A 21531-nucleotide genomic window follows, 5' to 3' on the forward strand; every position below is an offset into this window, starting at 1 on the left:
CTTCTGCCCTGGTCAGAAAAACTTCCGGCAGGGATTCGCAAAGCTTAAATATCGGTGGCTGCAAAGCAGCCGCCTAAAAATGTCAAGGTACTCGCTATTTTGCGTTTACAAAGAAAGCGGTCATAACAATGCTTTCTCTGGCTCTTGGCGGTATTCTATTTATGATGGCGGCAACATTTATGTCCTCTTTTGATAAGGATAATTATGCAAGGCAAGGTATTTGGAAAGAAGCAGAGTTCCATATTGAGTATTCGGAGGCTGCGATTGAATTGAACGAAAATGGTATGAGTGGAATGCAGGCACAGACACCTATAACAGAACAAATGGTAGAGGATATTTCTGCCATAGATGGGGTGGAAAAAGTAGAAGAACTGAAAAGTTTCGGTGTAAGTTTTGATTTTCCACAACAGGATGAATACGACAATGATGATTATATTTATCCGATGAACAAAGAAGAAACAATGGAAATTGAAAAATACATTGAAGAAGGAACTGCTGATTATGACAAACTGATGTCAGGTGACTATGTCCTTGTTGCAGACAATACAAATGTGCAGGAAATCTATGGTTGGCAGTTTAGTGTTGGAGATACTCTAACACTTCACTATTATGACGGCAGTAAAATGACAGAAAAAGAAGTTACGGTGCTTGGTCTGTTAAATAATCAATATACTTTGGATACCAGCAGTTTAGATGGTTGGTTTGTTATGCCGGAGGAAGCTGTGAAAAAATTTGTTCCATATGAAAGCCTAAATGCCCACCTTCTTATATCGGTTGATGCAGAAAAGGAAAGCACAGTTGGTGCAGCATTAAATGAAATGATTTCTCAAAGGGCAGAGCTATCTTTAGAAGCATACGCCGACAGAAAAGTGGCTTACGCCCAAACAGCAAATACAATATTCGGAACAATCAGCGGTTTGGCGATTTTTATTATGATGTTCAGTATTTTAAGTATGATGAATACGCTGATTACCAATATTGTTACCCGTAAACAGGAGCTTGCAATGCTTGAATCTATCGGTATGTCAAAAGGTCAAATACGAAAGATGCTTTTAGGCGAGAGCCTGCTCTTAGTGTTTGTGGCTGTGGCTGTAACGATGACAATCGGTACGCTGTTAGGATATGCGCTTACACATTTACTTTATAACGGAGGAGCATTTTACATTTCATTCAAATTCCCAACAGTATTTGTCCTTGCATATACCGTTGTACTGATTGCTGTCCCGCTGCTAATTACCATTGTGTCAATGCACAGCTTTTCAAAAGAAGCACTTGTAGAAAGATTAAGAGGAATGGAAAATTGATATGCGAATATACGATACGCATTACAGGAAACCAAGATATTCTAGTGCTTTCGCCCCAAATCATAGGAACGCTGATTGAGAAAATTCGATGCTCAGACACGAAAGAATTGATCATCCCTGCGGATGAATTACTTCCGCAGGGGTATGCGGAATATCTGGAGCGTGTAATGCAGATCAATGATATTGGAAAGAATGCTGGCAGGCAGGATGTATATGATTTGACTGCAAAGCAGATCGGGATGCTGAAGGTGGAACAGCAGAAATGCTTCGACAGAGCAAAAGCAGAAACAACCGATAATGCTGCACAATTTAATCTTGAAACAAACGAAAAATTCTTTTTGCTGACAAAACAATCCGACAGCCGTTTTATATGTGACTATGAGAATGGGGAGAAAATTTTAGTTTCGCTGAAATACTTATAAATACTCCAAAATGGTATGCACCTTGGAAAAAACTAGTCGGATATGAAATGCTGAATAAATATTGCGCTGGAAGATAAAATGACATATCTATTTACAGCGTGAAATGATTTCTTTATAATTAAAACTATGATATAAAAAGCAAATATAAAACTCTCGATACAATATTAAATTTTGTTATGAACACGTATGTATTGATGAATATCTTGAACTTATAGTGTAAGCAGGGAATGTGAAATTGGAGGAGAAAACATGGAAGTAAGAGAACTACTAGATACCTTAATTATTGCAGAAAGATTAAAAGATACAACCAGACATTGTTATACCACAAAAGGAAGACATGAAAGTGTGGCAGAACATAGTTGGATGATGACTGTAATGGCTTTTTTTATGAAGAATGAGTTTCCAGATGCTGATATGAATAAAGTAATTCAGATGTGCATCATTCACGATTTGGGAGAATGCTTTACAGGAGATATTCCTACTTTTATGAAAACAAAAGAGCATGAAGATGCGGAAGAAACTCTGCTTAATGAATGGATTGAATCATTACCCGAAGTTACTCAAGTGGAAATGAGAGCATTATATAAGGAAATGGAAGAAAGAAAATCCATTGAAGCGAAAATATACAAAGCAATAGATAGCTTAGAAGCATTGATTCAACATAATTTTTCTGACATATCGACATGGTCTGAAAATGAATTTACCTTAAACCTAACTTATGCAGATGATAGAGTTAATTTTTCAAAATATTTATCTGACTTGCGAAATGCTATTAGGGAGGATACTCTTACTAAGATTAATAAACAATAGAGAACTCTATGGAGCAGAATGAGAGCTTTGCAAATATGATACGAATCGTAACAGTTGTGCATATGAATTTGAATAAATGGATGGGCAGTCTGATCTTATGATTGACTGCTTTTTTCTTGCCCCAAATTTCAGATTGGAGTAATGAAATGGTGTCTGTTAGAGCTGTTCAATAAGATTATCGGTACATAAAATTTTATTGTAGGGCCGATATGAGAATGCTATAATGTGGATATGAAAAAACGATAAACGGTAATTTTAAAAGGGGGAATAAAAAAGTGGCAGTTTCCAATATAAATACAATTATCAATAATGATATTCAAAAAGTTTGGAACATTGTTTTAGCTGTTGATAAATATAACTTATGGCGAAGCGATTTGAGCAAAACAGAAATAATAAATGACAAACAATTTATTGAATACACAAAAAATGGATATGCTACTACATTTACCGTTACCGTTGTAGAACCATATAAACGCTGGGAATTTGATATGGATAATAGCAACATGAAAGGTCACTGGGTTGGTATTTTTGCGGGCAAAGGGAATGAAACACAAATAGACTTTACAGAAAATGTGATACCTAAAAAGTGGTTTATGAAACCTTTTGTAAAAACCTATTTGAAAAAACAACAAAAGCAATTTGTGCTGGACTTAAAGAAAGCATTGGAATAATAAAATTTAAGAGTGGAGATTTAGAAATGGCTTCAAGTAAAGATTATTTACACTTTGTTTTAGAACAATTATCAGAATTACAAGAAATAACATATCGTGCAATGATGGGAGAATTTATTATCTATTATCGTGGAAAAATCGTTGGCGGTATATATGATGATAAGTTGTTGGTAAAACCAACAACTTCTGCGATTTCTTATATGCCGACAGTTACTTACGAAATTCCATACCCAAATGCCAAAGAAATGTTATTAGTGGAAGAAATTGATAATAAAGATTTTCTGACGGGGTTGTTTAATGTAATATATGATGAACTACCAATGCCAAAACCTAAAAATAAACAACTTACGTTTTAGTCCTGCAATCGAAACTATTGTGATTTATCTTTGTGACAAAATGCAATGAATTTTTATAATGGTTTTCTATAATAAGTTTACTGGCAATGTATAAAAATATAAAGACCAACCAGGATAGAATTACATAGTGATGAATTTCATAATGAGATTCCATATTAGAGACTTGATAGCAGTAAGAGAGTAGTGAAAACTTTCTTACTGCTATTTTATGCTTGCAAATGACTATTTGACTATATAAAGTAGATTTGGATTGAGGCTTGAAGTTACTTTTGTGAAAATTTTTATGGATCCAAACCAGAAGTTAGTTCTGCATTCAATTTTTGCAAAATTCTTTATGATTTCTCCGCACAGTTGGATTGAAAATTTCGTTATACATCATAGAAGGAGGGAAAAACATGGAGTTGGAAGAAATGTATGACCGGCTTTATCGGTATTGCTATTTTCATACAGGCAGAAAAGAATTGGCAGAAGATTTAACACAGGAAACTTTTCTGCGTTTTTTTCACAGGAATCCTTCTTTGCATCCGGAAAAACAGATAGCTTATCTCTATACCATTGCAAAAAATCTTTGTATAGATGTTTATCGGAAAAAAGAGGAATTACAGGAAGAAGTGGAACACAAAGTAAAAGAACATGTCTGGCCTTTGGAACAGGCAGAACTTTCTCTGGATTTAAAACAGGCTATTCTTCAGATGGACAGGCAGACTCAGGAACTGCTTTTGCTGCGCTATGTGGATGGGTTGAGTCCAGGAGAAGTGGGTAAAGTGCTAGAATTATCCAGATTTGCAGTATATCGAAGAGAAAAGGAAGCATTGAGAAGATTGAGAGAATATTTTTGTGTTGGAAATGAGGTGTGAAGATGAAAAAAAATCAGGATATATTAAAAACAGAACTGGAAAACTTATATTCTCCTCCGGTACCTGAAAGAAAGGAGGAATTTTTGCAGAACTTTTCTTATCCACAGATTTCTTTTGGGGAATTTTTGCGGATTCAGTTTTTCTATATTGGAAAACTGGTTTGGGCAGGATATATCATTTTGTTTTTTACAGGTTTTTTTCTGGGAAAATTCCTTATGGATAAAGGCTTTTCCAGGGGAATGATGGCGGCTTTTTGTGCAGTACTCCCATTTATGGTGGCACTTCTGGCTAGTGAGATTTCAAAATCAGTACGCTTCGGGATGCAGGAACTGGAAATGAGTGCAAGGCATCGTCTGGAACAGGTGATGCTGGCAAGATTGTTTCTTTTGTCCGGTGCAGCAACTCTTCTAGTCATTTGCGGGTGTATTCTCATTTCCCGGAATTCTGTAGTTGATGTGATTCCCTGTCTCTTTTATTTGACAGTTCCATTACTTTTTAATTCCGTTTCTTCTCTTTGGATTTGCAGACGAATCCCTTCTCTGGAGCTTCGGGATGTAAGTCTTGGGATGGGAGTGGCGATGGCAGGTGTTCACATTTTTTCTATAGAGAGAATGGATTGGATGTACGAAAAGGCGTATTTGGTTTTCTGGATGGGAATGTTAGTGATTTTGGCAGTGATACTGGAAAGGCAAATAAAACAATATAGAAAAAATCTGGAGGTATGTGTATGGAATTGAAAATTTCCCGTGTGACAAAACAGTTTTCTGCAAAAATTGCAGTAGACAAGGTGTCTCTGCAAATGCAACCTGGGGTTTACGGACTTCTGGGAGCGAATGGGGCAGGAAAAACCACACTTTTACGCATGATTTGCGGTGTGTTAAGCCCTGACAGTGGTGAAATTTCTTTGGACCGGTTTTCTGTAAAAGAAGAGGAATATAGAAATTGTCTTGGGTACCTGCCACAGGAATTTGGGTATTATCCTAATTTTACAGCCTGGGATTTTATGATGTATATGGCAGCACTAAAGGGGATTCCCAGAAACAAGGCAAAGGTAAGAATTGAGAAATTGCTGGAAGCAGTGAATTTAAAGGGTTCGGAAAAGAAGAAAATAGCAGTTTTCTCCGGAGGAATGAAGCAAAGGCTTGGAATTGCACAGGCACTTCTAAATAATCCGAAGCTTCTGGTTTTAGATGAGCCTACTGCAGGTCTGGATCCAAAAGAAAGGGTAAAATTCCGCAACATGATCTCCCGCCTGGGTCAAGACAGGATTGTAATCTTGTCGACGCATATTGTTTCGGACATTGAGTATATTGCTGATGAGATTTTATTGATGAAAGAAGGTACTATTCTTCAGAAAGGAAGTTTGCCGGATATTCTGGAACCGATTCAGGGAAAGGTCTGGGAATGTAAGGTGAACCCTGCCTGGGAGACGCAGATACTGGAGCAATATGCGGTGGTGAATATGAGAGAGGGCGCTGAGGGTGCATTTTTACGGGTTGTAGGTGAACAAAGGCCCTCTGCAGATGCTGTGAGCGTGGAGGCTGCTTTGGAAGATTTGTATCTTTACTATTTCAAAGGAGAAGGAGGAGAATAGAAGATGAGGGAGTTGGTTTTCTTTGAGTATAAGAAGATGTTTAAGCGAAAATCTGTCTGGATTAGTATTTTTGCCATGTTGTTTGTGGTACTTCTGTGTTCTAATCTTTCTCTGTTCGGCAGTGTTTATGTAGATGACCATAAGGTGATGAGCCATTTGGAAGAAATTCAAATCAGGCGTGAAGGCGGAGAAAAGTTAAACGGAACTGTGCTGAAAGAGGAATTCTTAGAGGAGCATGCACAGGAGTATAAGTCTTATTTAAAAGACAGAGAGAACGGTAAAATTACCTGGGAGAATTATAAAACAGCACAAAGGGAGTTTGCCTCGGCACAACGTCTTTCCTGGTGGATGGAAAGCCTCGCACCTGAATTTCAGGGAGAAATCCCAGCGGATAAATTTTATGCCGCAAGAGAGAAGAACATGGAGAAGGCTTGGAAAGCAGCAGGGCTTGATTCTGGTGCAATTCAGGAGCATAGAGAGCAGAATCAGAAAATCGTCATACCATTTACCTATTCTTATTGTGAGAGCTATGAAAAATTTTCTGTGCATTGGATGTCTAATATGATTGTTTTAGCCATGTCGGTGGCAGTTTGTGTAGCACCGGTTTTCGCAGAGGAATACAGTACAGGTATGGATATGCTTCAGCGTTCTTCCAGGAAGGGGCATGGAAGTCTGGTGGCAGCGAAGCTGATTACAGGATTTTCTTTTACCTTCTTTCTTGGGGCGATTACTTTTGGCCTCAGCCTGGCAATGGAGATTCTTATTTATGGTGCGGGAAGTCTTAGTGCACCTATGCAGGTGATAGACACGCTTTTGCTTAGCAGTTATCCTTTTACCATAGGAGAGATGCTGTTGCTGTTATTCTTTGCCAGTGAGATTTCCCTGCTTGTTCTGGCGGCTGTGGTGATGTTTTGTTCTGCCAGAATGAACAGTGCTTTTGGGCCTGTTCTGGTGGGAGTTTTGTTAAGTTTATTATCTGTGGTAAAAGAAATGATTCCATCCTGGATGATAACCTTGCGGAGAATCGCATCTTTACTCCCGGGGCCTTTTGCAAGTTGGGAAAGTTTGTTTTATGAGAGATTTTGGAAGCTGGGCGGAATGTATCTGAAAAGCTATGAGTATGTGCCGGTGATTTATAGCGTGGTAATTTTGCTGTTGTGTGTATTTGCTTACAGAGGGTTTGTGAGAGGGAAAAGATAAGTAAACTAATTTATAGACAAAAGTAGTTGTATCTTTCTGCTATTTTATACTTGTAAATGGCTGTTTGACTATAAAAAGTAGATTTGGATTGAAGCTACTTTTGCAATTTCATACAATAGAAGTCAGTTTTACAATTAACTTATAAGAAATTTTATGAAAAATTTCGGAAATGATGTAATATTTTAGGTAATTGCTGTGTCTAAGAAGTGAAGGAGGGAAATAGGATGCCGGCAGAGCAAGAAATAGAGCGAATGATAACAGAATATGGCGATGCAGTACTGCGGATGTGCTACCTCTATTTGAAGGATTATCACTTGGCAGAAGATGCAGCACAGGAAACCTTCATAAAAGCACTGAAACATTATGACAGTTTTCACCAGAAATCCAGTGAAAAGACATGGCTTACAAAGATTGCCATTAACTGCTGCAAAAATATCATGCGGATGAACTGGTTCCGGCTAGGGCGCTGGAAACTGGAAGAAAATATGCAGACTGTTGTTGCTGATCCCATAGAGAATGTGTTGGAAAGGGATAGTATAACCAGAGCTATTCAAAGTATGGAAGTTCAGGACAGAGAAGTAATTATTTTATATTACTATCAGGAACTGTCCATGAAAGAAATTGCACAGGTGATTGGAAAATCAGAAAATCTAACAATACAACGTGTAAACCGAGCCCGAAAAAAGCTCAGGAAAATTTTGATGGAGGCAGGTTATGGATTGTAAAGAAATGAAACAAAAAATAGACACAGAACTTTATACGATTGTGTTTACAGATCGTATGAAGAAAACCGTTTTAGGAAATTCGAAGAAACGGATGTCTCATTCGATGCTGCGGTATGCGGCTATCATTGCACTTACTTTTTTGATTGGCGGAACTACTGCGTTTGCAGGTTATTATTTTTTGAATAAAGTAAACGTGAATGCAACCACCCTTCCGGAGCTGGATGAGATGAAGATTGTAAAAATGGCGCCTCTTAATGCAGAGGTAGATCAATATGGGCATATTCACAAAGATTTTTCTGATTACGCTATGCTGCAGTCTAATCTTGGGATTGATCTGCTAGAGAGCAAGTACGCAACAGATCAGTCGTATCTGCAAGGGAGTATGGAAACTGACCGGAAAGATTATGCGATTATAAAAATGGAGAATTATATCATAGGAGATACAAATAACTATATCTATCTGGAAGAGGAAGAACGGTATCAGTACGAACATGGAGAAGCGTATTATTCTCCGATATCGCTGTCAATGGATTTGGTTTTAAGCCAGAAACAGTTGGATCAAGGATGGGATACAGATTATTTGGGATTTTATGAGTATGTGGAAAACTATACATCTAAACAGGGATATAAGGTAAATCTTATTCAGGATACAACGGGAAAGCATATGTCCGAAGATTACATCTCAGAAAAATGTGCGGTTTTTGTTGCAGATGGTATTCGATATACTTTGTGTGGACGCACCTCTATAGAGATGATCAAAGAGATTGTGGATAGTATGGAATAGAAAAGTCATTTTATTGATAACATTTCTTATAGGATAATCCAATAAGAAAAAGGATCTGAGAAAGGAATTGTTCTTTCAATTAGAAAACTTATGGAAACAATGGGGAGGTCGGTAGAACAGGCAATGGAAGGTCTGAAAATTCCTGAAGAAGAAAAGCGTAAATATTTAGATGAATTAAAAAAATGTAAGAGTACAAAGTATATAAATTTTGAAAATAGAGGTGAGCAGCACTGTTGTTGTTCACCTTATTGCATAATGCTACGGAAAAAGCAAAGCTTCCGCAAATGGCTTACAGAAATCAAATACTTCCTTTGAATATGGGAAGATATGTCACAATCATTGACACAATTCCTAATGCTTAGTATAATTTAAACGGCTTTTCATATTTATGCTGGGTGAATATGGAAGCCACCAAATAAATAGTGAATTACAACCAAACTATGAATGGGAAATATTATTTAGATTATACAAAAAAATATGGAGGTTTTCATGAGAAAACTAGCTTTAAATGACGAAATACTACTAAAAATCGAGAAGCCGGCCCGTTATATCGGGAACGAAGTGAACTCGGTGATGAAAGACAAGGAGAACGTAGACGTACGCTTCGCTATGTGTTTTCCGGATGTGTATGAAATTGGCATGTCTCATTTAGGAATCCAGATTCTCTATGATATGTTAAATCGCCGGGATGATATCTGGTGCGAACGTGTCTACTCCCCATGGATTGACCTTGACAAAGTAATGCGCGAGGAGCAGATTCCACTTTTTGCACTGGAATCCCAAGATCCGATCAAAGACTTTGATTTTCTAGGTATTACAATTCAGTATGAAATGTGTTATACCAATATTTTGCAGGTGCTTGATTTAAGTCAGATTCCGCTTCTGGCAAAAGACAGAACAGAAGCGCATCCAATTGTGATTGGCGGCGGGCCGTGTGTCTCTAATCCGGAGCCAATTGCAGACTTTTTTGATCTTTTCTATATTGGAGAAGGAGAGACCGTTTATTTTGAATTGATTGATCTTTATAAAGAATATAAAAAGGCGGGACGTTCCAGAAAAGAATTTTTGGAAGCTGCAGCTACCGTGGAAGGAATCTATGTTCCTTCTCTTTATGATGTTGTTTATAAAGAAGATGGCACGATTGAATCTTTTGTTCCAAATCATCCTAATGCACAGCCGATTATTAAAAAGCAAATGGTATTGGATGTGACAAATACATACTATCCGGAAAAACCGGTTGTACCATTTATTAAGGTAACTCAGGACCGTGTCGTATTGGAGATCCAGCGTGGCTGTATCCGTGGGTGCCGTTTCTGCCAGGCAGGAATGCTCTATCGTCCAACGCGCGAACGTAATCTTGAAATGTTAAAAGAATATGCAGTAAAAATGTTGGAAAACACCGGTCATGAGGAAATTTCCCTTAGTTCCCTTAGCTCCAGTGATTACTCAAAACTTCCGGAGCTTGTTAATTTCCTGATTGATGTATGTGAGAAAAAGAAAATTAACATTTCACTTCCGTCTCTTCGGATCGATGCGTTCTCACTTGACGTTATGAAAAAAGTTCAGGATGTGAAGAAAAGCAGTCTGACGTTTGCTCCGGAAGCAGGCTCCCAGCGTATGCGCGATGTTATTAATAAAGGCTTAACCGAAGAAGTCATTTTAGATGGCGCCGGACAAGCCTTCGAAGCCGGATGGTCAAAAGTCAAACTCTATTTTATGCTTGGTCTTCCGACAGAGACAGAAGAAGATATGAAAGATATTGCCCGCCTGGCAGATAAAGTAGCAAGACGCTATTATGAAATTCCAAAAGACCAGAGAAATGGAAAATGTCAGATTACTGCAAGTACTTCATTTTTTATTCCAAAACCGTTTACGCCATTCCAGTGGGCAACGATGTGCCGTAAAGAAGATTATCTTCACAAAGCGCATGTAGTAAATCATGAAATGAAAGAACAGTTAAATCACAAGAGCTTAAAATACAACTGGCATGAGGCGGATGTCACTGTACTGGAAGGCGTATTTGCAAGAGGTGACCGGCGTGTTGGAAAAGCCCTTTTAGAAGCTTATCGTCTCGGATGTATTTATGATTCCTGGAGCGAGACATTCCGCAATGATCTTTGGCTGCAGGCGTTTGAGAATACCGGGATTGATATGGAATTCTACACAATGCGGGAACGCGATCTGGATGAAATTCTTCCATGGGATTTTATCGATGCCGGCGTTACAAAAGCATTTTTAAAACGTGAATGGAACCGTGCCATGAATGGAGAAGTGACTCCAAACTGTCGTGAGCAATGTCAGGGCTGCGGTGCATTGAAATATCAGGGAGGTGTCTGCATTGAAAGTAAGAATTAAATTTCGGAAAAACGGAGTGATGAAATTTATCGGACATCTGGATGTGATGCGTTATTTTCAGAAGGTAATGCGCCGTGCAGATATTCCGATTGCATTTACAGGCGGATTTAGTCCGCATATGATTATGTCATTTGCCAATCCCCTTGGCGTTGGTTTGACCAGTGATGGTGAGTATTTTGATATAGAGCTGACAGAACCTATTTCTTCCGCAGAAGCGATACGCCGCATGAATGCGACAATGGTGGAAGGAATGGAAGTGGTTAGTTTTGTTGAAATTCCTGATGAAAAAAAGAGTACGGGAATGGCGATCGTAGAAGCGGCAGATTATTTATCAAGACCCGTGAAAGGAACGCTTCCGGATAACTGGGAAGAAACATTATCAAGCTTTTTTGCCGAATCAGAGATTGTTGTCCGAAAAAAAACAAAGAAAAGTGAACAGGAAGTAAATATACGGCCAATGATCTATCAATTAGAAGTCCGCAACAATGAAATCTTCATGCAGGTTGCCACAGGAAGCCGTGAAAATCTGAAACCATCTACTGTTTTAGAGGCCTTTTTACAGTATCTTGGACTCGATGCAGATAGCGTGGATTTTGCGCATCATCGTTTGGAAGTGTATGCTGCGCTGGAAGAAGATGAGCAACGCAGATTTGTACCACTTGATGCGCTCGGCCATGAAATTGAATAGAAAGTAGAGAAAAAACATGGAACGAAAACTTATTTTGTGCCGGATCAATCATAATATTGTTTCGTCTGTTTTAGAGAATGGAAAGATTGTTGAACTCCATGTAGAAAAACCGGACAACAGGCAGTTTCATGTCGGTGACATTTACATAGGTAAAGTAAAAAATATTGTAAAGAATATTCAGGCTGCATTTATTGAAATACAACCCGGTGTAGAATGCTATTATCAGATGAACGATAATCCCTCTCCGATTTTTACGAAGAAAATCGGAAAAAACCGCTTTGTATCGGCGATGAACTGCTTGTACAGATTGAGCGTGAAGCAGTGAAAACAAAAGTCCCAACGGTAACATCAAATTTGAGCCTGACCGGAAAATATATTGTGCTGACGCATGGAAATACCCAAATCGGTGTTTCTTCAAAGTTTCCGAAAGAACAGCGAACGCTATGGAAGGAAGCACTGGCTGATTATGCTAATTCCTCCTACGGGTTTATTGTCAGGACCAATGCTGCACAGTTATCGCTGGCTGAATTGAAAGCTGAAATCGATAAACAGATTGCGGCGTATGAGCAGTTGAAATTGCTGGCACAATCCCGCACATGTTTTTCATGTATGAAACAGGCGCCAAGAGAATATTTGGCTGCTTTGAAAAATATTTACCAGGACGGTCTCCAGGAAATTCTCGTAGAAGACGCACAATTATTTGATGAGGTTTTCCAATTTCTGAAGGAAGAACAGCAAGAAGATACAAAGAAACTTATTCGCTATGAAGATTCCTTGCTCCCACTTCACAAGTTATATTCCGTTGAACATGTACTTGAAGAAGCACTGGCGGAACGCGTTTGGATGAAATCAGGTGCTTATCTCGTTATTCAGCCGACAGAAGCCTTAACTGTGATTGATGTTAATTCCGGGAAATGTGTCTTAAAGAAGAATGATCCTGATGCCTTTTACAAAATAAATCGGGAAGCTGCCGCAGAAGCTGCACGGCAGATCCGACTCCGCAATTTGTCCGGAATTATTTTGATTGATTTCATTAATATGGAAGCGTCAGAAGAACAGCAGGAACTCTTATCATTTTTAAAGAATCAGCTTCAAACAGATCCGATACGGACAGATGTTATTGATATAACAAAGCTGCAACTTGTGGAAGTAACAAGACGTAAAGTACGAAAACCACTCCATGAAGTATGTCAAAAGCGAAGGAGTTAATACATGGGTAAGAAAGAGTTAAAAACAAATGCAATGCGAATTCTGGAAAAACTGAAAATCCCTTTTACTTATGAGACTTATGAATGTGATGAATTTACAGATGGAATCCAGACGGCAGACAAATTAGGGCTTCCACATGAACAGGTTTTCAAAACGCTTGTCACCGTCGGCAAAAGCAAAGGTTATTATGTGTTTGTGATTCCGATTGAAAAAGAATTAGATATGAAAAAGGCAGCGGCTTCTGTAAAAGAAAAATCTATGGAACTGCTCCACTTGAGTGAGCTGACGAAAGTAACCGGATATGTTCGCGGGGGATGTACTTCCATTGGGATGAAAAAGAAATTCCCGACCGTGATCCAGGAAGACGCAAAAGAGCAGGAGCATATTTTTGTAAGCGGCGGAAAGATTGGTATGCAGATTTGTCTTGCTCCGGAAGATCTCAAAAGAGCTGCAGATGCGATTTTTGCTGATGTGGTAAGGGAGGAACAGATTGATGAACACAGTTATTTTTGATCTCGGAAAGGTACTTGTAGAATATGACTGGAAACATTTGATGGATCGTTTCGGATTTGATGAAAAAACTTATCAGAAGGTAGCTGAGGCAATTTTTTTGAGCGATACATGGCAGCAGGGAGACGCAGGTGTTTATGATGAAACAACATGGCTTGAGGCATTCATTGAAAATGCGCCTGACTGCGAAGCACAAATCCGTCAAGTATATGGACATCTGTCCGGTTGTGTCTGGAAATATACGTATACAGATGAACTGATTGCATATTACCGCTCGAAAGGCTTTCGCATTTACTATCTATCAAATTACTCAGAATATCTGCGGAATGCATCGAAGGATGTTCTTTCCTTTTTAGAACAATTTGATGGCGGAGTGTTTTCTTATGAAGAAAAATGTATAAAGCCGGAAGAAAAGATTTACAAAATCCTGTTAGAGCGTTATGATATAAAACCAGAGGATGCTCTATTTTATGATGACCGGGATGAAAACACAGCGAAGGCCCGGGAACTTGGTATTTGTGGTATTACATGGGTGCCTGGAATGGAGAAGACTATTTTAAAAGAAACGACATAGGAAAACGAAAGATACATGAGGAGGAACTCTTTTAGATGCAGAAAGTAGTAAAATTCGGTGGAAGCTCTCTTGCAAGTGCAAAACAATTCAAAAAAGTAAAAAAAATCATTTTGGAAGATCCTGCACGCAAATACGTAGTGCCGTCAGCTCCGGGCAAACGCCATAATCGTGATATAAAAGTGACCGATATGCTGTACAGCTGCTATAAAAAAGCAGAAGATGGAGAATATTTTCTTGATACACTGGAAGCAATTCAGGAACGTTATGAAAAAATCATTGAAGGACTGGAGCTTTCCTTATCATTAGAAGAAGAATTTAAAGAAATTCAGAAACAGTTTGAAGCAAAGGCCGGAAGCGCCTATGCCGCATCCAGAGGTGAATATTTAAACGGTATTATTATGTCAGCTTATTTGGAAATGCCGTTTATTGATGCAGCTGAAGTCATCTTTTTTGATGAAAATGGAAATTTTGATGATGCGCGTACAGATATGCAGCTCAAGAAACGCCTTTCTCAGGAACCTACTGCTGTAATTCCTGGATTTTACGGTGCAAAACCGGATGGAACCATCCAAACATTTTCCAGAGGAGGCTCTGATATTACCGGATCGCTTGTGGCAAAGGCAATTGATGCAGATCTCTATGAGAACTGGACAGATGTATCCGGATTCATGGTAACTGATCCAAGAATTATTAAAAACCCGGAAATGATTGAGACGATTACTTACCGTGAACTTCGGGAATTGTCTTATATGGGGGCAACTGTGCTTCATGAGGAAGCAATCTTTCCGGTCAGAAAAGTAGGAATTCCAATCAATATCCGTAATACAAACAATCCGGAAGAACCGGGGACTTACATTGTAGAAAGTACATGTAAAAAACCAAAATACACAATTACCGGGATTGCAGGAAAAGAAGGCTTTGTTTCTGTTCATATAGAAAAAGCTATGATGAATGCTGAAATTGGTTATGGAAGAAAGGTCCTGCAAGTATTTGAAGATCACGGGATTGCTTTTGAACATATGCCTTCCGGCATTGATACTATGACTGTCTATGTACGTCAGGAAGACTTTGAGCCATATGAACAACAGGTCGTAGCAGGGATTCAGCGGGCGGTAGGTCCGGATCTGATTGAATTGGAATCGGATCTGGCGTTGATCGCAGTAGTAGGACGAGGAATGCGCTCTGCAAGAGGAACTGCCGGAAGAATCTTCTCAGCTCTCGCACATGCAAATGTCGAGGTAAAAATGATTGACCAGGGCTCCAGCGGATTAAATGTGATCATAGGTGTAAAATCATGTGATTTTGCCCCGGCGATCAAAGCAATTTATGATATTTTCGTGACAACACAGCTGTAATTGACAATCAGGAAGGAAATTATTATGAATATTTTATTTTTTCTGAAACCAAAAGCAGAAGTAGCAGTGATTTATTCCGATTACACCTTACGTCAGGTTTTAGAAACAATGGAGTATCATCGGTACAGCTCAATTCCGATGATCAGCAGAGCGGGAAAATATGTAGGAAGTATTACCGAAGGTGATCTGCTCTGGTATATTAAAGAACTCTCGAATCTAAATCTGAAAGAAGCAGAACGGATTTCTGTATCAGATATCCGAAGAAAGAGAGATTATGAATGTGTCAGTATCCTTGCTGACGTAGAAGATTTGTTTGGAAAAGCAATGTCTCAGAACTTCGTTCCTGTCGTAGATGATCAGGAAAACTTTATCGGAATTGTAACAAGAAGTGATATTATGAGTTACTGTTTCGAAAAATTAAAAAAATGTATTGACGAATAAATAAGTCAATGCTATAATACAGAGGTATGCCGCACAGTGGGGTTTCAAAGTGCTGCATTGCAGCCGCCGAAACTGGCGAGTAATGATAATAGGAGGTGCCATATGTACGCAATTATAGCAACAGGTGGTAAACAGTACAAAGTAGCTGAAGGCGATATCATTAGAGTAGAGAAACTTGGTGTAGAAGCTGGTACAGCTTACACATTTGACCAGGTTCTTGCAGTAAGTGACAACGAATTAAAAGTTGGAACTCCAACAGTTGCAGGAGCAACAGTTGAAGCATCTGTAATCGGTGACGGAAAAGCTAAAAAAGTTATCGTTTACAAATATAAGAGAAAAACTGGCTACCATAAGAAAAATGGTCATAGACAGCAGTACACAGAAGTTAAGATTGAAAAGATCAATGCTTAATAACTGACTATGATTCAGGTAACAATTTATAAGAATGAATTTAATGAGTTTGTAGGATTTCAGACATTGGGACATGCCGGATATGCAGATTCCGGTGAAGATATTGTCTGTGCTGCAGCGTCCATCTTAGTGATTAATACGATGAATGCGATTGAAGCATTTACTTCTGATGATTTCACTTGTGACTCGGAAGAAGAGAGCGGAATGATTCACTATAAGCTGTCGGCACGGCCTACAAAAGAAGCTGACTTATTATTGAGAACCATGATTCTTGGTTTACAGGACATGGAAGATGATGAGCATTATGGACGATATATTGATATAATTTACAAGGAGGTGTAACGACCATGATGAAATTGAACCTTCAATTTTTCGCTCACAAAAAAGGAGTTGGTTCTACAAAGAACGGTAGAGACTCTGAATCAAAAAGATTAGGTGCTAAAAGAGCTGACGGACAGTTTGTTAAAGCTGGTAACATCCTTTACAGACAGCGTGGAACAAAAATCCATCCAGGACTGAACGTAGGACGCGGTGGAGACGATACATTATTCGCTCTTGTAGACGGTGTTGTTAGATTTGAGAGAAAAGGTAGAGACAAAAAACAGGTTTCTATCTACCCAGTAACAGCTGAATAAAATGCATAATCACAGGCTTCAAATCTTTTGGTTTGAGGCCTCGTTTTTTAAGGAGAGAACTATGTTTGCAGACAGAGCTAAAATCTATATCCGTTCAGGAAAAGGCGGCGACGGACATGTCAGCTTTCGAAGAGAACTGTATGTTCCGAATGGCGGACCGGACGGCGGCGATGGCGGAAGAGGCGGCGATATTATTTTTGAAGTAGATGAAGGTCTAAATACACTGTATGATTTCCGTCATAAAACAAAATTCACAGCAAAAAATGGAGAAGAAGGCGGAAAAAGACGCTGTCATGGAAAGAACGCTCAGGATTTGATCCTGAAAGTACCGGAAGGAACAATTATTAAAGAAGCAGAATCTGGAAAAGTGATTGCGGATATGTCCGGCGAGAACAAACGTCAGGTGATCTTAAAGGGCGGCAAGGGTGGACTTGGCAACATGCATTTTGCCACTTCTACAATGCAGGTGCCAAAGTATGCACAGCCGGGCCAGCCAGCTCAGGAACTTTGGGTGATGTTGGAACTAAAAGTTATCGCAGATGTAGGGCTTGTCGGATTTCCAAATGTAGGAAAGTCTACATTACTTTCAAGAGTTACAAATGCGAACCCAAAGATTGCTAACTATCATTTCACTACAATCAATCCAAATCTTGGTGTCGTAGACTTGCCGAATGGTGACGGTTTTGTTATGGCAGATATTCCCGGACTGATTGAAGGTGCTTCCGAAGGACTTGGACTCGGACATGAGTTTCTGCGTCATATAGAACGTACTAAAATGATGATTCATGTGGTAGATGCCGCCGGCACAGAAGGTCGTGATCCGGTGGAAGATATTTATAAGATCAATGCGGAATTAAAATCTTATAATCCTGAAATCGCATCCCGTCCACAGGTAATTGCTGCCAATAAATCTGATTTAATTTACACAGAAGATGAAGACCCGGTGGAACGAATCCGAAAAGAATTTGAATCTCAGGGAATAAAAGTATTTAAGATTTCAGGGGTATCCGGTGAAGGGATCAATGAACTTCTTTATTATGTAGCAGAACAATTAAAGACAATGGATCAGAAACCGATCACTTTTGAACAGGAATTCTTCCCGGGAGATGAACTGATCCACGAAAATCTTCCATATACAGTAGAAGTTGTAGATGGCATGTATGTTGTTGAAGGACCAAAAATTGAAAAAATGCTAGGTTATACAAATCTGGATTCTGAAAAAGGCTTCCTGTTCTTCCAAAAATTCCTAAAGAATACAGGAATTCTTGCTGATCTTGAGAAAGCCGGAATTCAGGAAGGTGACACTGTAAAAATGTATGGACTTCAGTTTGATTATTATAAAGAATAACAGAAGGAGAAACGATTATGACAACAAAGCAGAGAGCTTACTTAAAAAGCCTTGCAATGACAATGGATCCAATTCTGCAGATTGGTAAATCGAGCATTACACCGGAGCTTACCACAGCAATTGCAGAAGCTTTAGAAGCGCGTGAATTGATTAAGATCAACGTGCTTCAGAATTGTGCTGATGATCCAAAAGAATTAGCACAGATTCTCGGAGAACGTACACGTTCTCAAGTTGTGCAGGTAATTGGCAAGAAAATTGTCCTGTACAAAGAGGGAAAAGACGACAAAAAGAAAATCGTATTACCATAAAAGAAAGGAATCCTGCGCAGACATTTTGTTTTGCGCAGGATTTTGGAATCATTATGAAAATCGGTATTATGGGAGGCACGTTTGATCCTATTCACAATGGCCATCTCGCATTAGCGCGATGTGCACTGACACAATTTCATCTTGATAAAATCTGGTTTCTTCCAAATGGAAGACCGCCTCATAAACTCGGTCAGGATGCGGATATGCGTCTGGCACATCGACTTAAAATGATAGAACTCGCAATTTCCGGAGAACCGGATTTTGAACTTTGCACCTATGAGGCAAAGAGAAAAGACGTTTCTTATTCTTATGATACAATGGAAACATTTCGGAAATATTGGCCGGAACACACTTTCTATTTTATTGTAGGTGCAGATTCTGTACTCACGCTGGAACAATGGAAACATCCGGAGCGTCTTGCAAAAACATGTACTTTTCTTGCTGCCTGTCGAGATGATGTTGATAATGAAAAAATGGATCTAGAGATCAAACGACTGGAAAGACTTTATCAAACAAAGATTTTAATGTTAAAAATGCCCGTATTTCCAGTTTCCTCAAGTGAAATACGTCAAGAACTCGCATCCGGAAGTTTGGAGCATGGCCGCCTCCCGGAATGTGTATGGAATTATATTAAAGAAAAACATTTATATGAAGGTGATAAGAAATGGATCAGATAGCTCTCACAAAACTGCGCAAAAAAGTGAAAGAGCATTTGGATAAAGAACGCTATCAGCATACGCTCGGAGTTATGTATACAGCAGCTTCACTGGCTATGTGCCATGGAGCAGACCTCAGTCAGGCTATGTATGCCGGACTTCTTCATGACTGTGCTAAATGCATCCCAAATGATCAAAAATTAAATCTTTGTCGGAAATTTCAGCTGAATGTATCTGAAATCGAAGAAAGGAACCCAGGACTTCTTCACGCAAAACTGGGTGCTGCATTGACATGGAATAAATACGGCATAAAAGACGAACAGATCTGTCATTCCATTGAAGTTCACACGACCGGATGTCCGGAGATGAATCTGCTTGATCAGATTATTTATATTGCAGATTATATAGAACCGGGAAGATGTGAAGCGCCGCGCCTTGATCATATCCGAAAACTAGCCTATCAGGATCTTGATTTATGTATGTACTATATTTTGGAAGATTCCCTTTCTTATATCCGTCTGCGAGGTTTTCCTATGGACCCGATGACAGAACAGACGTATCAATATTATAAAACAATCATTCAAAACCGTTAAAGGAGGAACTATTTATGGTTAATTCAAGAGAAATGGCGCGTATTGCATGCAAAGCGCTGGAAGAGAAAAAAGGCGAAGATATCTGTGTAATCGATATCTCAAAAGTGTCTGTACTTGCAGATTATTTTATTATCGCTAATGGTACAAACTCGAATCAGGTAAACGCACTGGTAGATTCTGTTGAAGAAGAACTCCACAAAGTTGGATGTGAAGCAAGACAGCGTGAAGGTTATGGCGCTGGAAATTGGGTATTACTTGATTACGCAGACATTATCGTGCATGTATTCGATAAAGAAAATCGTTTATTCTATGATCTGGAACGTATCTGGAAAGATGGACAGCGGATTGAATTAAATACTCTGTAAAAGCGGGGAGAACAATTTATATGCAATATACCATTCCCCACTATTATAAACAATTTCGCTGTATTGCTGATAAATGTCCGGATACTTGTTGTGCCGGCTGGCAGATTATGATTGATAATCGTTCTTTGAAAAAATACAGCAAGGTCAAGGGTGGTTTCGGGAATCGTCTTCAGAATGGTATCGATTGGAAAGCACATGCATTTCTTCAGCAGGGAGGACGCTGTGAATTTCTAAATGAAGACAATCTTTGCGATATTTATAAAGAGTGCGGGGCAAACATGCTTTGCAGAACTTGTCGGAACTATCCAAGACATACGGAAGAATTTGAGGGATTGCGCGAAATTTCCCTTTCCCTGTCTTGTCCGGAAGCTGCCAGAATCATTCTGGGAGAAAAAGAACCTGTTCGTTTTCTTACAAAGGAAGATTCCCGCGAAGAAACTTATGAATATTTTGATTTCTTCCTTTTTACTAAATTGTCTGATACGCGAGAGCTGATCTTTCAGATTTTACAAGACCGCAATCTGCAAATGTCGGTTCGCATGGCAATTGTAGCAGCGTTGGCTCACGATATTCAGATTCGAATTGATAAAAACAGTCTTTTCGAAATTGATGATATACTGGACCGATATCGCTCTGATCGGATGATTCCATTTTTCGAAACAGCTCTCAAATCATATAGCAATCGTGAAAAAGAACGTTATAAAATTCTGCAGCAAATGGGTGCCGTCCTCGATGAACTGGAAGTGCTGCGTCCGGAATGGCAGGTGCTCTTAAAAGACATCCGAAATGAACTCTACCAAAATGATATGGAACACTACCTTCGTTCTCGTGCAGAATTTTTGAGCACATTTGAGTCTCTTGAAGTTTATTCTGAACAACTGATGATATTCTGGTGTTTTACCTATTTCTGTGGAGCAGTTTATGATGAAGAAGCAGAAAGTAAGATAAAGCTGGCTTTATTCAGCACAATCTTCATTCTTGAACTTGCCATGGTATGTGGCTGAAACAAGGGAAACAGCTGTCATTCGATGATTTTACAGACTTAGCACATCGATATGCAAGAGAAATCGAACATTCAGATCCGAATTTAAACAGATTAGACCAGGTATTTCAAGAAAACAACATTTATCATCTGGAGCAATTTCTTCTTTGCATTATGAATTGATGTGATAGATTATCGAGAGAATTAGCAAAACAGACCACATATGGCTATAATTTTTATTTCATGAAAATGCCTTGAAAACTATTTCATATCGAGTATAATAAGCTGTATAGTCTTATAAAAATATACAATCATAAGGAGAAGCGATGTCTAAATTTACAAAGCAACGAATTATGGATGCTTTTTTATTCTCTCTTA

Annotated in this window: 28 protein-coding genes; all 28 read left to right on the forward strand. The window is 38.9% G+C overall.

Going from position 1 to position 21531, the window contains the following annotated elements; all coding sequences use genetic code 11:
• Positions 1–128: 128 nt before the first annotated feature.
• The 28 genes from DWX73_RS10035 (at position 129) to fliB (ending at position 21175) form a co-directional block, all read left to right on the forward strand.
• The gene (locus tag DWX73_RS10035; RefSeq protein ID WP_242996822.1) at positions 129–1304 is read left to right on the forward strand and encodes an ABC transporter permease; all 1176 of its coding nucleotides are present in this window, start codon (positions 129–131) and stop codon (positions 1302–1304) included.
• Positions 1301–1726, forward strand: a complete 426-nt coding sequence (locus DWX73_RS10040; protein WP_118348654.1) for a hypothetical protein — start codon at positions 1301–1303, stop codon at positions 1724–1726. The genes DWX73_RS10035 and DWX73_RS10040 overlap by 4 nt, the downstream gene beginning before the upstream one ends.
• 249 nt (positions 1727–1975) lie before the next feature.
• Positions 1976–2536: an HD domain-containing protein gene (locus DWX73_RS10045; protein WP_118348655.1), complete on the forward strand. Its 561-nt coding sequence runs from the start codon at positions 1976–1978 to the stop codon at positions 2534–2536.
• Positions 2537–2811: 275 nt separating this feature from the next.
• Positions 2812–3207, forward strand: a complete 396-nt coding sequence (locus DWX73_RS10050; RefSeq protein WP_118348656.1) for an SRPBCC family protein — start codon at positions 2812–2814, stop codon at positions 3205–3207.
• A gap of 26 nt (positions 3208–3233) precedes the next feature.
• Complete coding sequence (locus DWX73_RS10055; RefSeq protein ID WP_118348657.1) at positions 3234–3563, forward strand: TfoX/Sxy family protein; 330 nt, start codon at positions 3234–3236, stop codon at positions 3561–3563.
• 395 nt (positions 3564–3958) lie between these two features.
• A complete protein-coding gene (locus DWX73_RS10060; protein WP_118348658.1) occupies positions 3959–4420 on the forward strand; it encodes an RNA polymerase sigma factor in 462 nt (153 codons plus the stop codon).
• Between the two features lie 2 nt (positions 4421–4422).
• Positions 4423–5157, forward strand: coding sequence for a hypothetical protein (locus DWX73_RS10065; protein ID WP_118348659.1), 735 nt, complete (start codon positions 4423–4425; stop codon positions 5155–5157).
• Entirely contained in the window at positions 5148–6014 is an 867-nt protein-coding gene (locus DWX73_RS10070) for an ABC transporter ATP-binding protein (RefSeq protein ID WP_118348660.1), read from the forward strand. Before DWX73_RS10065 ends, DWX73_RS10070 begins: the two co-directional genes overlap by 10 nt.
• A 3-nt stretch (positions 6015–6017) precedes the next feature.
• On the forward strand, positions 6018–7214 hold the full coding sequence (locus DWX73_RS10075) for a hypothetical protein (protein WP_118348661.1): 1197 nt from the start codon (positions 6018–6020) through the stop codon (positions 7212–7214).
• Positions 7215–7438: 224 nt separating this feature from the next.
• Positions 7439–7939 carry a sigma-70 family RNA polymerase sigma factor gene (locus tag DWX73_RS10080; protein ID WP_118348662.1) on the forward strand — a complete coding sequence of 167 codons (501 nt, stop codon included), beginning with the start codon at positions 7439–7441 and terminating at the stop codon, positions 7937–7939.
• On the forward strand, positions 7929–8723 hold the full coding sequence (locus DWX73_RS10085) for a hypothetical protein (RefSeq protein WP_118348663.1): 795 nt from the start codon (positions 7929–7931) through the stop codon (positions 8721–8723). The genes DWX73_RS10080 and DWX73_RS10085 overlap by 11 nt, the downstream gene beginning before the upstream one ends.
• Positions 8724–9212: 489 nt before the next feature.
• Positions 9213–11078 (forward strand): TIGR03960 family B12-binding radical SAM protein, encoded by a 1866-nt coding sequence (locus DWX73_RS10095; RefSeq protein ID WP_118348665.1) that lies wholly within the window; start codon positions 9213–9215, stop codon positions 11076–11078.
• Positions 11062–11766 carry a TIGR03936 family radical SAM-associated protein gene (locus DWX73_RS10100; RefSeq protein WP_118348666.1) on the forward strand — a complete coding sequence of 235 codons (705 nt, stop codon included), beginning with the start codon at positions 11062–11064 and terminating at the stop codon, positions 11764–11766. Before DWX73_RS10095 ends, DWX73_RS10100 begins: the two co-directional genes overlap by 17 nt.
• 16 nt (positions 11767–11782) lie before the next feature.
• The gene (locus DWX73_RS15100; protein ID WP_330413617.1) at positions 11783–12091 is read left to right on the forward strand and encodes a hypothetical protein; all 309 of its coding nucleotides are present in this window, start codon (positions 11783–11785) and stop codon (positions 12089–12091) included.
• Positions 12088–12975 (forward strand): ribonuclease E/G, encoded by an 888-nt coding sequence (locus DWX73_RS10105; protein ID WP_330413618.1) that lies wholly within the window; start codon positions 12088–12090, stop codon positions 12973–12975. The genes DWX73_RS15100 and DWX73_RS10105 overlap by 4 nt, the downstream gene beginning before the upstream one ends.
• A gap of 3 nt (positions 12976–12978) precedes the next feature.
• Positions 12979–13488, forward strand: a complete 510-nt coding sequence (gene ybaK, locus DWX73_RS10110) for a Cys-tRNA(Pro) deacylase (RefSeq protein WP_118348667.1) — start codon at positions 12979–12981, stop codon at positions 13486–13488.
• Positions 13469–14059: an HAD family hydrolase gene (locus tag DWX73_RS10115; protein ID WP_242996825.1), complete on the forward strand. Its 591-nt coding sequence runs from the start codon at positions 13469–13471 to the stop codon at positions 14057–14059. The genes ybaK and DWX73_RS10115 overlap by 20 nt, the downstream gene beginning before the upstream one ends.
• A 35-nt stretch (positions 14060–14094) precedes the next feature.
• Positions 14095–15414 carry an aspartate kinase gene (locus tag DWX73_RS10120; protein WP_118348669.1) on the forward strand — a complete coding sequence of 440 codons (1320 nt, stop codon included), beginning with the start codon at positions 14095–14097 and terminating at the stop codon, positions 15412–15414.
• Positions 15415–15438: 24 nt separating this feature from the next.
• Positions 15439–15855 carry a CBS domain-containing protein gene (locus DWX73_RS10125; RefSeq protein WP_118348670.1) on the forward strand — a complete coding sequence of 139 codons (417 nt, stop codon included), beginning with the start codon at positions 15439–15441 and terminating at the stop codon, positions 15853–15855.
• A 102-nt stretch (positions 15856–15957) separates the two neighbouring features.
• Positions 15958–16266 carry a 50S ribosomal protein L21 gene (gene rplU / locus DWX73_RS10130; RefSeq protein ID WP_118348671.1) on the forward strand — a complete coding sequence of 103 codons (309 nt, stop codon included), beginning with the start codon at positions 15958–15960 and terminating at the stop codon, positions 16264–16266.
• Positions 16267–16275: 9 nt separating this feature from the next.
• The gene (locus DWX73_RS10135) at positions 16276–16608 is read left to right on the forward strand and encodes a ribosomal-processing cysteine protease Prp (RefSeq protein WP_118348672.1); all 333 of its coding nucleotides are present in this window, start codon (positions 16276–16278) and stop codon (positions 16606–16608) included.
• Positions 16609–16613: 5 nt separating this feature from the next.
• The gene (rpmA, locus tag DWX73_RS10140) at positions 16614–16901 is read left to right on the forward strand and encodes a 50S ribosomal protein L27 (protein WP_118348673.1); all 288 of its coding nucleotides are present in this window, start codon (positions 16614–16616) and stop codon (positions 16899–16901) included.
• A gap of 61 nt (positions 16902–16962) precedes the next feature.
• The gene (gene obgE / locus DWX73_RS10145) at positions 16963–18249 is read left to right on the forward strand and encodes a GTPase ObgE (RefSeq protein ID WP_118348674.1); all 1287 of its coding nucleotides are present in this window, start codon (positions 16963–16965) and stop codon (positions 18247–18249) included.
• A 17-nt stretch (positions 18250–18266) separates the two neighbouring features.
• Positions 18267–18557: a ribosome assembly RNA-binding protein YhbY gene (gene yhbY / locus DWX73_RS10150; protein ID WP_118348675.1), complete on the forward strand. Its 291-nt coding sequence runs from the start codon at positions 18267–18269 to the stop codon at positions 18555–18557.
• 53 nt (positions 18558–18610) lie between these two features.
• Positions 18611–19234, forward strand: coding sequence for a nicotinate-nucleotide adenylyltransferase (gene nadD / locus DWX73_RS10155; RefSeq protein ID WP_118348676.1), 624 nt, complete (start codon positions 18611–18613; stop codon positions 19232–19234).
• Positions 19222–19806: a bis(5'-nucleosyl)-tetraphosphatase (symmetrical) YqeK gene (gene yqeK, locus DWX73_RS10160; RefSeq protein ID WP_118348677.1), complete on the forward strand. Its 585-nt coding sequence runs from the start codon at positions 19222–19224 to the stop codon at positions 19804–19806. Before nadD ends, yqeK begins: the two co-directional genes overlap by 13 nt.
• Before the next feature lie 14 nt (positions 19807–19820).
• On the forward strand, positions 19821–20171 hold the full coding sequence (rsfS, locus tag DWX73_RS10165) for a ribosome silencing factor (RefSeq protein WP_118348678.1): 351 nt from the start codon (positions 19821–19823) through the stop codon (positions 20169–20171).
• A gap of 20 nt (positions 20172–20191) precedes the next feature.
• Positions 20192–21175, forward strand: a complete 984-nt coding sequence (gene fliB, locus DWX73_RS10170) for a flagellin lysine-N-methylase (RefSeq protein WP_242996827.1) — start codon at positions 20192–20194, stop codon at positions 21173–21175.
• Positions 21176–21531: the final 356 nt, after the last annotated feature.

The sequence above is a fragment of the Coprococcus sp. AF21-14LB genome, from assembly GCF_003458885.1.
GTDB lineage: Bacteria > Bacillota > Clostridia > Lachnospirales > Lachnospiraceae > UBA9414.